This window comes from Halorubrum yunnanense (assembly GCF_026586675.1).
GTDB classification, from domain to species: domain Archaea; phylum Halobacteriota; class Halobacteria; order Halobacteriales; family Haloferacaceae; genus Halorubrum; species Halorubrum yunnanense.
This window is the reverse complement of record NZ_JAODIX010000050.1, coordinates 20,913-35,917: the sequence shown is the minus strand read 5'-3', so window position 1 is coordinate 35,917 and position 15,005 is coordinate 20,913. Positions and strand designations below refer to the sequence as shown.

13 protein-coding genes and 1 pseudogene are annotated in these 15,005 nt (G+C 55.8%); 1 reads left to right on the top strand and 13 read right to left on the bottom strand.

The annotated features are described in order from the left end of the window. Positions 1–595: 595 nt before the first annotated feature. The 5 genes and pseudogenes from N5096_RS11965 to N5096_RS11945 form a co-directional block, all read right to left on the bottom strand. A complete protein-coding gene (locus tag N5096_RS11965; RefSeq protein WP_267664989.1) occupies positions 596–889 on the bottom strand; it encodes a hypothetical protein in 294 nt (97 codons plus the stop codon). A 1,365-nt stretch (positions 890–2,254) separates the two neighbouring features. Then, positions 2,255–2,659, bottom strand: a pseudogene (locus N5096_RS16540) (HNH endonuclease); the annotation flags it as partial. 347 nt (positions 2,660–3,006) lie between these two features. Next, positions 3,007–3,258, bottom strand: a complete 252-nt coding sequence (locus tag N5096_RS11955; RefSeq protein WP_267664986.1) for a hypothetical protein — start codon at positions 3,256–3,258, stop codon at positions 3,007–3,009. A gap of 74 nt (positions 3,259–3,332) precedes the next feature. Further along, on the bottom strand, positions 3,333–3,722 hold the full coding sequence (locus N5096_RS11950; RefSeq protein WP_267664983.1) for a hypothetical protein: 390 nt from the start codon (positions 3,720–3,722) through the stop codon (positions 3,333–3,335). A gap of 549 nt (positions 3,723–4,271) precedes the next feature. Continuing rightward, entirely contained in the window at positions 4,272–4,568 is a 297-nt protein-coding gene (locus N5096_RS11945) for a hypothetical protein (protein WP_267664981.1), read from the bottom strand. A gap of 1,597 nt (positions 4,569–6,165) precedes the next feature. Between N5096_RS11945 and N5096_RS11940 the strand changes: the two genes are divergently transcribed. Further along, on the top strand, positions 6,166–6,729 hold the full coding sequence (locus tag N5096_RS11940; RefSeq protein WP_267664979.1) for a hypothetical protein: 564 nt from the start codon (positions 6,166–6,168) through the stop codon (positions 6,727–6,729). Between the two features lie 65 nt (positions 6,730–6,794). Here N5096_RS11940 and N5096_RS16535 read toward each other — a convergent pair whose 3' ends face one another. The 8 genes from N5096_RS16535 to N5096_RS11905 form a co-directional block, all read right to left on the bottom strand. Continuing rightward, complete coding sequence (locus N5096_RS16535) at positions 6,795–7,148, bottom strand: HNH endonuclease (RefSeq protein WP_379790375.1); 354 nt, start codon at positions 7,146–7,148, stop codon at positions 6,795–6,797. Positions 7,149–7,602: 454 nt separating this feature from the next. Then, complete coding sequence (locus tag N5096_RS11935; RefSeq protein WP_094495670.1) at positions 7,603–8,238, bottom strand: helix-turn-helix domain-containing protein; 636 nt, start codon at positions 8,236–8,238, stop codon at positions 7,603–7,605. Positions 8,239–9,085: 847 nt separating this feature from the next. Beyond that, the gene (locus N5096_RS11930; RefSeq protein WP_256948742.1) at positions 9,086–9,994 is read right to left on the bottom strand and encodes a hypothetical protein; all 909 of its coding nucleotides are present in this window, start codon (positions 9,992–9,994) and stop codon (positions 9,086–9,088) included. Positions 9,995–10,544: 550 nt separating this feature from the next. Next, positions 10,545–10,709 (bottom strand): hypothetical protein, encoded by a 165-nt coding sequence (locus N5096_RS11925; RefSeq protein ID WP_256948743.1) that lies wholly within the window; start codon positions 10,707–10,709, stop codon positions 10,545–10,547. 52 nt (positions 10,710–10,761) lie between these two features. Next, positions 10,762–10,923, bottom strand: coding sequence for a hypothetical protein (locus N5096_RS11920; RefSeq protein WP_158093610.1), 162 nt, complete (start codon positions 10,921–10,923; stop codon positions 10,762–10,764). Between the two features lie 530 nt (positions 10,924–11,453). Next, entirely contained in the window at positions 11,454–13,037 is a 1,584-nt protein-coding gene (locus N5096_RS11915; RefSeq protein WP_267664974.1) for a transposase, read from the bottom strand. Positions 13,038–13,188: 151 nt separating this feature from the next. Beyond that, positions 13,189–14,367: an ACR3 family arsenite efflux transporter gene (gene arsB, locus N5096_RS11910; protein WP_269751356.1), complete on the bottom strand. Its 1,179-nt coding sequence runs from the start codon at positions 14,365–14,367 to the stop codon at positions 13,189–13,191. Between the two features lie 97 nt (positions 14,368–14,464). After that, on the bottom strand, positions 14,465–14,920 hold the full coding sequence (locus N5096_RS11905) for a RidA family protein (protein WP_205252832.1): 456 nt from the start codon (positions 14,918–14,920) through the stop codon (positions 14,465–14,467). Positions 14,921–15,005: the final 85 nt, after the last annotated feature.

The following is a 15,005-nucleotide window of genomic DNA, read 5'->3' as shown; positions in this document are numbered from 1 at the left end:
CGGACGAGAAGCGCTCAAACACGCTGTCAAAGCTACTCTCTGAAATCAACAATGTGCTACACAAGAGCGTACGATCGTATGTACGAACCCGCCCAGATCAAGCGCCGTCTTGTATTTAGTAGGGTGAGTATGCCGTTAGAACCATACTAGATATGATAGAACGTTTGGTGGTGGTAGCAATAATGGGCAAGGGCTGTGCTTGCTGGAAGCGGGTTTCTCGCCGAACAGCGATCCGCATTTTGCTCTTTGAAAGTCTTGGTTTGGGGCTGTTAGGACGGGGATTTGATGCTAATTCGTCTCCAGTTCAACGCTGATGTGTCTTCAGTTTGTCCCCAATTCAACGCTGATGTGTCGCTGGTTCGTCTCAAGTTCAACGCTGATGTACTGGTGGTTCGTCTTCCAGACTAAGTATCCGCAGAGGAGTGTGAGAGGACTGGCCTGTGTTACGATGGCTGATGTTGGGTCGCTCTGAGAATGGGACGAGGACGCAAAAAGAAAAGCTGGTCTTGGAGCGCACGTCGACTGTCTATGGACAGAGATAGTCCAGTAGTCTATCGTGTTTGTGGGGGAGCCTAATCTGGTGTGGAGCCGAGTGTTAGGTCTCTTCAGTAGACCCCAACGGTGAGGCAGCCGCGTAGACCTCTCCGTCTTCATCGAGGTCGATAACCAACCCACCAGGGACGTTACTGCCGCCGATGTTCTCGTTCCATTCCGGTGAATACCGAACAGTTTGATCCACGGAGAGATCGTGTTCTTTGAAGAATTCTGTTGCGGCGATTACCGTACTTCCATCGCTGCGTTTGAGCGAGTAGACATCACCCCGATCGTAATCTGTTGATAGCGGGATGAGTGCGACCTCGTTGCTGTCCTCGTTGTACGCGAGAATCACCGCTTCGGTGTCTTCGAGGTATTGGTCGACAACCGTGGAGTTCGGTGCGAGCTGGCCGTCTTCCCGGATCGTGATGAACTCGCGTCCGTGGAAGACATCGAAGCCGTCGGAGGTAGGGAATTTAACTGAGATACTCGTTGCTGCTTGTCACCGATCGTTCTATAGATACGGGAGGGACAAGATGAGGAATTCAGTGGTCCCGGGTGTCCACAGGACAATCGTGTTCAGCGATCCGTTCTGGCAGGCCGGCCGCTCCGCAGACAGGACACTCAACAATCGGTGTCAGCGGCAGGCGTTGACACTGCTCGCGGGCTGCCTCGAGGTGCGCACGCACAACGGTCGACTCACATCGCGTGATCGCTTGTGCGAGATGCATCTCGAGTGCTTCGCGAGCTGTCCGTTCCCGTGTGCGCCGGCGAGGACTAGTCATCGCTGCCTCCCTGGGAGCCAGCGCGAGGTGGTTGAACGTCGAAACGACGAGACAACAGTAGGTTGTAACGTCCGTTCATGTGATTGAGGCGGGAACGGTGGGCGACCACGTCAGCACCATCATGTGCTGGGCTGTGGCCAACTCACCCATGTTCTTCCCACCCCACCCCACCCCACTCGGGAGCTACAAACGACTCGTCTCGCAGCGACCCACTCAAGCAGTCTCCAACTTCTTCTCTCTTCAACCGACTACGGCCCACCAGTTGTCCACTCGTCAACTGTGACTACTGAACAGATCTGAACGAGAGCGTGCTCACCATTCTTGCGAACTAGTAAATCTCAACACAGGACCTGTAATCCCGGTGGGGCTGCCCCCGTAGCCAGAGGGAGCAGTGAAGCGCAATCGATAGCCTATCGGCTGGGGGAGGGGGGGTAGCTACAGTGTTGCTCACTATCAACGGGGTTTCCCCATCGATATCCGCCTCGGAGCCTCGCAGTCGGTGGCTCCGAGTGAACCATGTACTCCAGATTCCTTTGGCAGCCGACCATAGCTCAGGACCGCCACTCCCAGCCGAAACTGGGATCCCAAACCACGGCGCCGGCCTGATCGCTTGTTAGGCGACCTACATGGGTTGTAACCCTTGACTCACCTCTACCTGCCGCATGCGACAGGTGGTTTCTCCACGCTACCAGGGCATACTTAGTTTGAGGTTATCCCTATCCGTATAAGAAGTTTAACACTTTTCTAAAAGTCGACTCTAGTGGGCGCAGAGACCCTTTACCGTGAAAAATAACCGCTAAGATCAGCCGCTACGACGTGGCGGTGCCGTCGTCGTTACAGTCGCCGCCATCGTCGTCTTGGTCGGACTCGTCACAATCATCGTCAGCATGATCGTCGGGAAGCAAGTCGATATCAGGTGCTTCAAACTCATCAGGGTCGAAGCCCTCGCGTTCATGAACGAGATACTTTACACTCACTGGGACGCCCCCATCGTCGCCGAACTGGTTCACAGCTTCTTCACGAGTCAGGCGTGGCCCCTCGTAGTATTCGTGGTGGTACTCGTTCCATGCATGACGGTGTTCGATCGGGAGCTGTCGATGCCATATCCGGTAGGGTGGCTCGTCCACCTTGTGGATGTGGACGTGACAGCTCTGACACAGCGGGATCACGTTCTCGACACGCTGATCCGTATCGTCGCCGTTGACGTGGTGAAAAGAGAGTTTGTCCTGGTTGCGCGCTCCGGAGTTAGTTTCAAGCCACTCTTCTACGGTTCGACCGCAGACCACGCATTGCTGGCCCCAACGGTCGAAGACTGATTGTTCAAGATGTTCTGGTCGCATTAGTTGATGTTGAATGGCCGCTCGCGTGGCTGGTCGTCTGGACCCTGCCGGCAGTGTGTGTCCACACTATGACGCGAGCGGCAAACTGGTTGAAAATCGAGACGGCTCTGTGGGAGCTCTCTCCCGTGCGGTGCTTCCCTTTTGACTGTTCACCTCACCCAAATCGAGAAATAAAAACAGACTCCACAGACCGATCACCGCCCACCAGACGCGATACACGCTAGCTAACATTCTTGTAGCGCACTACAGAGAAGTCACAGCTACCGGGAGACAGTCCCTCTCGGGAGTCGGCGATTCGTCGTCTGGACTGCCGGGGTCTGGGGTAGCAGCTTCGGCGTCGGTTTCGGTCAGCCCGTCGACGACGGTTCCGTCGTATTCTCGAAGCTCGCCGATGTTGTACTCGTAGTGGTGTTGGTCTCGTCGAAGTGGGGCGCAGTGCCGTCCTCGTACGCTTCGATCTGGTCGAGGGTGAACTCGGCCATTTCTGCCTCCCACCTCTCTCGAGTCGGTTCGCCGACGATGATGAGTGCCTCGGGATCGACTGAAACGTTCGTCTCGCTCTCGTCTGTGGTGTAGGTGTTCGGCTTCCCGATCACCATCAGATGGTGGGGGTGCCGAGCTGCTTCAGTGTGAAGTACTCGTTCTTGTTGTATCGCTCATCGCCCCCTCTCGATCAGTCGTCGTCATCCCCTGCCCCGACCGCATCCCGTTCGTCGAACACCTGGTCCCGGACAGCTGCCTCCTCGTCCGATCGATCTGGATAGCTCCCGGCGCTGTGGAAGTACGGTAGTGGGCTGTCGGCTAACTCCACACCAGCGACGCCGGCGGGCAACGACCGTTCGCTGACTGTTTCGAATCGGTCCTCGACTGCGTCCGTTGCGCTCGACCCCACATTGAGGCTGTCGATGAGGTGATCGAGCTTTGCGTCCATCTGTTCGTAGCGGTACCGCATCTCGCGTGCGTGGACCCCCTCTCGGAGGAGCAGCTCGATCACTCTGCTCTTCGGGATGTCATGGTGCTTTGCCATCGCTTCGAGAATGCTGTTCAGATCCTCATCTACCATCGCGCTAATTTGGTCTCCCATACCGACTCGATTTGCTCCCACGTAGTAAGTCCCCTTCCGGGCGAGTCTTTCTGGGACATCAACCGGGATTCGCTCGCGCCTACTCCTTGGGACTTTCAGCCTCTGCCGACCCCGGCTACTCCCCGCCCCCGCGCCGCCATCTGGCCCCGCCCTGAGCATCCACATCGGCTCCGTCCTGAACGACCCGCCGACGGCAATCCGGGGGGATCAATCTTTGCCTTCCACTTCTTCTTTCTCCCCCACTACCCCTCGCCTCTCTCGCCCCCCTGCCGATCGCTGTCCCCCTGCTGAACGGTCGTCGATAGCTGTCCCTCGCTGCGGCGGTTTCGGATCGCGGTCTTCGTCGTCGCCGCCCCACCCCCACCGTCGCTTCGCTCTCGCTGTTCGGTCGCCGCCGACGTCGTCGTTGTCCTTGCTGGTCCCGTCGCCTCGTCGCCCCCGTAGTGTCGCTGTCTCGGTGTCGTCGTCGCCCCCACCACCCACCGTTGCTGTCCGCTCGGTACAGTCACGATCGCGTCCCCCGCACACCTACCCCTCACCGCTCACATCGCAACCGCGATTCTCGACGTCGTCGACCGCGCCCCCCACCCCGCACTCTCGCATCGTGATCTGGCCCTTCTCTCCTGTTGTCGCCCCGCCGCCGCTGTTCGTCGTCGGGTGTCGTGTCGTCTCGGTGGTCCCCCTCGTCGTCGCTCGCTTGCTGGTCCGGTCTCGATGGTGGTCGTGGTTCGAAGTCGTTGTGTCGCTTCCAGGCCGTCGGGTTGTCTCCGCCGGTCGTCGCTGGTCGGTGTCCCTGCTGGTCCGTCCTCGCTTATCGTCGCTCATCGAGTTGTCGCCGTCGGAGTGGTCTTGTTGGTAGTGTCGCGGATCGCCTCTGGGGTACTATCGATCAGCTGGTGGTCCGTCGTCGAGCGTCGGGTTCGCTTTCTCGTTGTGCCGATCGTCGGTCATCCCGGTTGGGTTCGTCCGTCGTTCCGGGTGGTCGGGTGTTTCGTGTTGTCGTCGATGCTGGTGGTGTTCCGTCGCCCCGCCGTTGGTTGTTGCTCCCCTGTCGTCGGCCCCTCTTCATCGCCTCGTGCCCCCGTCTCTCTGCGCCGCTCACGCAGGGTTCCATCCACTATCATATCCTTGATAGTCTCCCCCTCGTCCGCTCTCCGTCTCCCCCTCTTTCCCGCGTCCGTTTCTCGGCTCCGCCCTGACTCGTTCGCTACGCGACTATCTACTGAACTTCATCTGCCCTGATAATTGTGTGAATTCGGCTGAACTGCGACGGGGGTAGGAGATTGCTTTATAGGACCTCTAAAGCTATCTCTGCTTATGGCTGAACAACGACGCTCGATTTTGCGGGTGCTATTCTATATACGAACCCCCGTAATCCCGCCGCCGTCTGGTATTTACAGAAATAGATAGATATAATACATAAATTAATAGAGGAGGTGTCAATCGCCACGCCGTCTGGTATTACTGGAGAATTTGAATCAAGATCACTAGCTATATACAGAATGCCGCAATCCCCGTGCCGTCTGGTATTTACGAGACTATATACGAGACGGCCGTATCACGCCACCGTCTGGTATTTATGCTGGTGGTTCGCGTGTCGCACCTCGTGTTCTGAGAGTTAATACACACCCCCGCAATACCGGTGCTGTCTGGTATTTACGGGACTATATACGAGAAGGCCATATCATGCCGCCGTCTGGTAAATAGGCAAATGCCAGGTGGTCGTGCGATCGGGACTTGCTAATTAATACGCACCCGCCGAATACCGGTGGCGTCTGGTATTTACGAGACTATATACGGACAACCGTAATCCCGGTGCTGTCTGGTATTTACAGGGTCGGATGGGCTGTGAAAATCATACTAAATGTGGTAGGAAGCACTGAGTAGTGGGGTGATCGAGCCGGTAGCTATCGCGAAAGGAGTGAGGCTGACTTGGGAGGTGTGGGGTGTGAGGGCGCTGGCACAAGTTGGTCTTCGATAGCTGAGAGCTAGAGAGTCAGTATTGGTGTGGCTTGCTGAGAATACTTCGTCGAGGGGTTGCGTTCTACTCGTGTGTTAGCCTTGTATTGAGGGTCGGGGGGTCGCGGTCCATTCGTGAGCCATTTTTGTTTCGACAGTCGGGGGGTCGCGCTCCATTTGTGAGTCATTTTTGCGTCGACAGTCGGGGGGTCGTTTTCCATTTCCGCGTTAGGAATCGCTGAAGCGGGAAAATCGGTAGCAGAAACTGATCGCATCCCGCTGGGTCGAAACAGCAACTCGATAATATCGCTCTCGGAAGTGCGATTCCGAGTTTGAGGGATTCGATGGTGATGAGCGAGTATAGGACACGCTTCTTGTACCTCAACGGCCAGTGGATAGTGAGCCTGAAGAGAACCATCCGATAGTTTTGCGTCGAGAGTGAGACAGGCGTGGGTTAGGAGTCGTGTGGGAGATCGTTGGGGCTGGGGGGGTATTCAGGAGTGGGTCGGCGTGGGGCGAGCCTGTCGGTTGTCTTGCGTCAGGCAGTGATCAGTTGGGGATCGTCACCGCTAGCGTCTCCGAGAGGTTGGGCTCTCGCGAGAAACAAATGGAGGGTCGGGGGCGGCGACGCTGTGACTACGGCCGGCTCCCGATGGTCGTGCGGGAGCTGCTAGTCGGCAGCTTCAGACCCGTCGGTGGTGCTGTCGGCTTCAGACGCATCTGTATTGACGACCTCGCCGTCCTGATCAAGGTCGACTCGGAAGCCTCCATCAACATGCTCGCCGCCGATGTCGTCATCCCACTCCGGATGGTAGCGAACCGTTTCGTCATGCTCGATTCCGTACTCTTTGACGAAGGTCCGCCCTGTGATCGTCCCACCAGGTTTGTAGCCGTAGACATCTGCCCGGTCGAACCGCTGTTCAAGGGGGACGAGGATGATCTCGTTGGCGTTCTTGTAACATGCGACGATGACCGCTTTGCCATTCTCAGGATACCGCTTGACGACTGTCGGGACTCGAAGCTATGATTAATGATAGGCAAGTGTGCTCGACTAATCTACGGGAAACCATGGGCCACCGTGGCTAGGGTGGTTCACTTGTTTAGTGGCTGTAGATAATTGGGTTTATTTTCACCATTAGATGCAAACTTGAATAATGTCGCTTGGTCCTCAGGGTGGTTTTTCAACCGGTTATGGAGAGTCGTGTGTTCACTATGCGACAGCAACTCGAGGTTGTTCGGGCGATTATCGAATGGGATCTTCGTACTATGATGAACATCACGGTTACACACAGCTTTTGTCCCATACTCAGCGATCATTACCAGCCGATGGATGTCGACTGATTCGTGTGATCCGGAAGCTTCCTCGTTGCCACCGGTGTTTGTTCGGAAGGTACTGTGAGTGGTCCATGGTCCAGGTCCCCGTGTTGGGACTTTGCGGTTTTTCATTCGCCGATGGACCGTTGTTATAGATACCTCGGCCTTCTCCGCGATATCCTCAAGCGTCATTTCGTCGTCCCAATACATTTTTTCTAGGTGTTCAGCCGTATCCCAAACATAGGTATCACGATCCATCTGGAGGGTCTGTTGTCGTGGATCATCTGGTTCCATGTTATCGCCTTGACCAGAAGTTAGAACCGGATTATTATAATATTTTCCACATATTCCAATGGATTGATGGGTATTCTAAATTATCTATCAAAATTGGACTGTTTGCTGCCATATGTGTTATTAATCTGGATTAATATGGTGTGTTTTCTTAATTTCGATCACCCCTTTAGATATGTGATTCCCCTCAGTTGAGTTCATTAGACAACAATACTAAAGTTCTGACACTGGTCAAACAACCCCCTTGCGATTTGAATGTAACCACGGTCACGCTCATTCTGAACGTGAACTGATATTATAAACGGAGGATCGGTGATTCGCCAGTATAGATTATCTCCTGCGACAGTGAGTTACGTTTCAAAGAAATCTGAGGATGGCTTGAAAGTTGGTTCGTGATCTCAGTCTCATATTGGTGAATATCACGAAATTCGACGACATCAATATCAGTTAGGCGGTTTACTTCTGCGCGCAGTTCTTGATCCGTTATCTGGCCATCCTGAATGAGTGTCCATAAGATATCGCGAAAGATGGACTCCAAGACTTGTTGCTCTTCGCTCGTTCCAGATTGACAGACACGTGAAACTACGGTCGAGACATCATCGGTACCGAATTCGATCGAGAGTGATGACGGCTTTGGGAACACTTCATTAGTAGTAGCATCGTGCTGACTACAGTTGGTAACTGAGGACACTAATTCCGCTGGCTCATACGATTCAACCAGATCTTCAGCTGAAACATGAGATGAGTCAACGGCAGCACTGCGGTACAACCCTCGATGTACACGATCAACGTGTCCTTCATTCTGAAGATGTCGTAGTCGTTGACTCACGTATGACTGGTTTCGGTTGAGTTCATCGGCTAAATATCGGGGGGTACATCGCCCCTCTCTGAGCTTTGCTAAAATCAGCTGGTCAGTCTTGTTCAAATCCATCTGAGTACCACCATGTCGTGGACTAATGACTAATTAGATGTTAGATATTGTGGTCTCGTAATGTCATATAACACATTGTTAGAAACGGGATAGAAGACCTAGAAACACCGATAATCTGCTGTGTTGATCCGATAGAAAGCCGCTATATTATGAGAGTGTGAACTAGGACATGGGACGTAAGAGACTGACCGCCACTTTTCGACGGAGCACGTTGTATTGGCTAATCGTACTTCCGAGATTTAACCCTAGTTGAGGTCAACATCGTACCGTAGGCTGATCCGTATTTGCCGCAATTTGGTAACGCCGTCGGACAGATACACCAGTCTCACCGTTTCTGAGGAAGTGTTTGAGCAACTGATCGCCATGATGACCTAGTACGACTCTGGAAGTATTGCCGACGTAGTTGGGACTGTGTCAACGGCTGCGCTTGAGCGAGATCCGGCGCTTCTACGTAGAAACACGGAAAGGGACCGTTGAGTTGTACCCACAGCGAATTAACTACGCCAACTAGGACTCAGATCGCTGGACGGCGGCAGGTGTACAAAATGTAAAATCGTCTTTCCGCAGCTCTACACAAGAGCGAGACTGAGACTCACGGCAGCGCAGAACCTCAAGAGATAGCTCACGGTCGCCCACGATCACTTCGAATGCTTTGAGACGGTGCTGGCCGACCGTGAGATATCCTGTGACAACTTGACCGAGAGCAATACGTCCTGCGACGGGTATTACTCAATCATGGACAACGGTGAGGCCGGCGAGGTAAATGTAGGTCGCGAAAAGCGTCCGCTGGGACCTTGATGTCGCGCACCGTCCGAGTAGTGGGCACCCTGAGCAGGCGGAGCCGTTATCACCCGGTAACGGGCCGCTCGCTCTGGTTAAACCCCCCGTACGAAAGGTCCGCGGTGTACACCTCCCCATCGTAGCGCACCAGCCAGGTGCCATCGTAGCTGTCAGCCTCAATCGCCGACTCCGCCGAGAATTGGTCCATTAGCGACCGGAATGACTCGTCGTCGGTGTCCTCGGCGTAATAGACGCCGTCGATCGCCTCGTTCACCACCGACCGCTCGGCTTCCGAGAGCCCTGACAGCCTGAATAGGTGCTCATCGCGAAGTTGCTGCGCGTACGCGCTAGTGCTGTCGGCGACCCCGCTGACGGTGTAACGGTACCGGGTCAACGTCACCTCTCTACGTTCCTCCAGCACGAAGGGGTAGACGGTGCCGTTGTGCCGAACGGCGCTGTACTCACCAGACAACAACACGCTCTCGTTGGTTTCCGCCATCGTGTACTCCTCGGGAATGGCGATTTCGGGGCCGGGCCTGAGTCGGGACTCGCGCTCGCTCATAGCTGTGAGTAGATTACCCAGTAGCTGGCGGTCACGCTCGGAGAGCTCATTGAAGTCAACTGTCTCGTCGGCTGGCGCCGTCCCGTTGAGATCGACGCCGACGGCGAACGCGGTCCCGGGCCCGGTGCCGGTGACGTTCCAGTCGATCTCGTAGTAGCGGTCCCCATATGCGAGCGGCAGTCCCCGTTTGACCGGCGGACCGGTAGCTGTGGCTGTCCCCGAGCCATTTTCGATCGCCTCCCGGACCACCCTCCGTTCGTCGGGAGCCGGACTGTCCACGACAGCCGGCCGGCTGGCGGCTTCTGCTATCTCCGCGTCGTCCGCGGTCTCCATCGACACCGATCCCGTTGCTGAGCAGCCTGCGAGCGCCACCAGCGCCAGTAGGCAGAGCGCTGCGAGCGCTTTGCGTTCCATATCGGAAGTCGTTTTCTCTCTGGTAAATAGCTGGAGGCCGTGTTACACATCCCGCAACAGGGATAATCGCGCTAGACAGGATAGGCCACTCATTTACCGGAGTCAAATGGCGGCAGCTACGAACCACAGGAAAGGCCGCAAGCAAGTGAGAGTGAGAACTTCCCGCTCTGTGAGGTTACAACTGGATGCTTCGTGGGAACGGCAGGAGCGGTGTCAAAAAAGTGGTTGAACAGTATCTCGAGGAGACGTACGTGTTTACTCGGCTTTGAATATTGAGCATCTAACACTTTATCGGCCGAAAATGGCGGCTGAGACGGTGTATAAACGGAAAGGTGAGTTTGAGTCGCAGACTCTAAGCTCTCAACTAGAGGATCAAGCGGCGTGAATGCCGTCTTTATTCTCCCCAGTGAATTTCCTTTCCTGTGGGGCGACTGTCAACGGTGGCCAATATCTGGCCGATCTGGGTTGTTTCTGAGGATAGAACCGCCACTCGATGGATCCAGCTATAGCCATTGCTCAGTGATACTGAAGAAACCTCGAAATAGCAGTGTTACTCGTCGACGTCGACGATGGTAGCTCCTTCAGGCGGTGCGATCTCGAGTTCGAAAGCGCCGTGCTCAATCTCCTCGGGCGTCGTCCCCTCAGCATCGGCAAGCAGCTCGGTGAGCTCCTCGTCCGAGACCTTGTCAGCGTCGGCCGGGGCTTCACGGCTCATACCATATTCTGCCCGGCGTGAAGAATAAACGTGGGTGTCGACCTGCGGTAGGTCAGTCTTCCCGCTCCCACCATTCATCGATTTCTTGCGCGCCGATGTCGACAGTTGCGGTGATCCCGCACGAGCAGTGGATGCCGACGGTGCCGGGGTGCGTCGTGATCGGGCCCTTCTCTTGTCCACAGCCCGGGCAGTTGACACGGAAGATCTCGCCCATACACACCGATCCGTGTGGTCCGGGAATGCCGCTCTGCTCAGTCTTAACCAACAACCGGTGGTAGAACTGCCGGCTGTTGGTTAAGACTGAAACCGCAGGACGGTGAGGATGATGGGGTCAGTGTTCGAGATAGTCTGGTTAATCTCGAAATCTGTACATACACTCACCGGAAACCCGGTGTCCGCCGCTCTCACACCCGCGAGCAGGTCGATCCTCCCGCCTCGAAGCAGGGGTAAAAGCCCGTGAGATACACTTCGATAGTGGGGTGTTTCGGGTAGACACCGCGTTTCGTCTGTTTGTATAGTGTATATCGCGATACGGAATCCTCGGTTGCGTTCTAACCACAGTCTCGGAGGATGAGCTAGTTTTGAGTTAAATCGCCATCTATTCATGGTTATTCTCACCACTCAAGGACCGTTTTTGAATCTCTGAGTTGAACTACCGGACAAGCGTACGAAATTGTATGGATTTTAGCGCTCCTGAATAGAGTTGCCACTCCCGAACGGCAGACTCAGCGAGATCTTAGCGGGTTAGTCGTGTGGAATCAATGCTGAGGCAACGAGCTCAACACACTCACCCGCAGTAATCACAGGTGCGTAGTCCATCTCGCCGTCAACGTCCGCTTTCAGCAGGAAGTCGGTGAGCCGCCAGATATTGTACAAGAGGACCGCGAACACGAAGTAGAACAATCGAACGCGGTAGTCTTTCGAGGAGGTCTTGGCGAGAAAGTCGCCCTTGATCGATTTGTACTCGCTCTCGATCTGCCACCGGCGACTATACCGTTTACAGAACGCCTCGGCCTCATCGGATCCCACTCGGAGATTCGTCGCGAAGACGGCTGTCCCCTCCCCACTCGTCGACGGCACGTACAAGAGCCGCATTGGATGCGATCCAGATTTCACATGGATAGAAGCCGACTCAACAGCCACCTCTTGGTCGTCTTCCTCCATTTGTTCGAGTACATCCTGTTCGGAGCTGGAGACTCGCTTCGGAATGAGGTAGTTCACATCAAGGTTTGAGAGCGTCTGAAACACTTGTATCGAGTCAAACTCTCGATCACACAGCACTGTCTCGATTGGAACGTGCTCTTTCGCTTGTCGAACGAGCCGTCGCACAGTACGATGGATCTGATTCGAAGGGTTCTCATCCCATTCAGAGCTCTCTCGAACCGGCTCGACAGCCAAAATCAGCGGGATGTTCTGCCCGATGATCGAGAGCGTCGCGAATTTGAACGCTCGACCGTCTCTTTCCTTGGTCCCGCTGACCATCGGCATCTCTTCGACATCCCCGTAGTAGGGAATGGTCGTGATATCGATCGCGGCAGTAACTGGCCTCCGAAAGGATGCTTCTGAGGCGATCACGGAGAGGAGCTGCTCTGTCGTCTCATTGAAGCCGTCGACGAGCTCGTCAGGATCGAACTGTTTGACAGCGCGGAGGTGCGTATCGCCGTGGGGTCCGTAGTCCTTGCCACGCCGGTGCTGGAAGCGAGTCGCTCCCTGCGCGGTTCCACACCGAACCATCCCCATGAACGTCTGTAACTCGAAAAATTGCGTGTCCTCGTATGAGGCGTTCGCTGCCCGATCAGAGTCGAAGTGTCCGTAGGCGTGATCACGCGCGAGGCGCGTCGTCTGGATGATCTTCTCCTGTGAGAAGGATTCGTCTTCTACTGAGTCTGCGGCTTCCTCAGTATCCTCGACGATCTCTGCCTTTGGCCGAACCTCGGGCGCTGAGATGTTACGATCGTGGACCTCTTTGACAACGAAGTGGGCGGCAGCGTGGACGTATTCGTGGATCGCGTCGTCGAATCGGTTCCGCCATGCCCGCGAGAACGCCGATTCGTCGGGCACTCGGCTGAAGCCGAGGATAGTCGCTACTTCCGGTTGTCGGGTGAGTCGTCGAGTGAAGTTAGCGTATGAGTCACCCGTTATCTCCATGAACACGAACGAGAGCACCATCGCGCGAAACGAGAGTGGCGCGGGATGCCATGCTGGATACCCGTCTTCGATCGCGTCTATCGCGTGATCGAAATCCTCGAACACGGTGACGAGATCGGCTTCTTTGAGTTTGTCCCGGATGGTGATACCGAGCTGGTACGCTTCGCACAGAGACTGCATACGGGGTTCATCTTTGGAAGGAGGACTGCCGGAACCACTCATTTAGAAAATGGTGAGGTCGATAGCAAAGTTACCACACCGGCATGACTACAAACATATTCTCTTCATCGTCAAATGGATTGTAAGCGTGTGGCGAATAGCTGGTTAAGTATCAGTCATCAGCCGTGGAGCTTGAGGATCCATCTTCGGTCGTAGTCGTCTCGTCTAGCCGCCCGGTCGTGTATCCCCGCCAGTCGTACCGGTCTTGGAGGTACAACGCGACTTTCACCAAGGCGAGCAGCACCGGCACCTCGATAAGCGGACCGATAACGGTGGCAAACGCGACCCCGGAGCCGACACCGAACACCGCGACGGCGACGGCGATCGCGAGCTCGAAGTTGTTTGAGGCGGCGGTGAAGCCGATCGCAGTCGTCGTCGAGTAGTCGGCACCGATACCACGGCCCATGCCGAAGCTGACGAAGAACATCACAACGAAATAGATCGTCAGCGGCACCGCGATGAGTAGGACGTCACTTGGCTGCGCGACGATGCGCTCACCCTGCATCGCGAACATCACGATCACTGTAAAGAGCAGCGCGATCAGCGTGAGCGGGCTGATCGTGGGTTCAAACGTCTCCTCGTACCATTCAACACCTTTCGCCCGCGTGCCGACGAATCGGGAGAGGATGCCGGCGGCGAAGGGGATCCCGAGGAAGATCGCGATCGCCTCGAAAACCTGTATCGGTGTAATATTGAATGCGGAAATGCCGGCAACGAGCGATTCCATGCCCAGAATCGGGGGGAGAAATAGAGCGAAGAACCAGATGTACACGCCGTACGTAACGATCTGGAAGACGCTATTGAACGCGACGAGCCCCGCGGCGTACTCGTTCGAACCCTCGGCGAGCTCGTTCCAGACCAGCACCATCGCGATACAGCGGGCCATCCCGATGAACACCAGCCCGAGGAAGAACTCAGGTCGGGCAGGCAGTCCAGGAACGAGACCGCTGAAGAAGATGACCGCCAACCCGAACATCAGTGTGGGGCCGATGAGCCAGTTCTGGATGAGGCTCAGCCCGAGTACTTTCACGTTCTTGAAGACGGCGGGGAGTTGGCCGTAGTTGACCTTCGCGAGCGGCGGATACATCATTAACACGAGGCCGATCTCCACGAGATGGAGGTCCTGAATCGGACCGGTCACCGACGGCGCAACGTAGCCGAGGCTGATCCCGATCGCCATCGCGCCGAAGATCCAGACGGTGAGGTACTTATCGAGGAAGTCCATCGATCTCGGGTCCCCGCAGGCCTCGCAGTCGCAGTTCGGCCCGTGCTCGTGAGCGGCGTCGCTCACGACGCCATCACCCCCGTCGTGTTGGGTGAGTCGGACGGAGAGCGATACCGGTGTGTGTTCAGATGAGTGTTCATAATGGGTGTGTCGGCAGCGGTCGTTACTCTTCGGCCGCGATCACGTCGAGTTGGACGTCCGCACCGCCCGGGAGCGAACAGACGCCGACAACGGTCCGCGGGGGAAGTTCGACGTCGTCGAACCGGGACTCGTACACGTGGTCGATCGCCTCCGCGGCGCTCGGATCCGTGAGCTGGATTTCGAGCTTCATCACGTCGCCGAACGTCGCGTTTCGGTTGTCGGCGAGTGCGGCTTCAAGATTGTCGAGCGCGGTCGAGAACTGCTCTTCGATTGAGTGATCACTTAATATTTCTCCGTCGATCTCAGGGAGTATTCCCTCGAAAAAACGTAGGTCGGACGAGCCCGTTCGCTTTCCGAATGCACCGATGTTGCCCGTCCCTTCGCGCTGACGCTTGCTCTCTTTGCTTAGTGTGGGATCGATATCCATCTCGGTACGCTGCTCCGATTCCGGTTCGACCTCGGTTGTCTGCTGGCCCATAATAGATGAACAGTTGTTCATATATTAAAACCCTTTGGAGCAAGTCGGAAACTGGGATCGGAGTCCGGCTTCGGGGCGCGGAGTA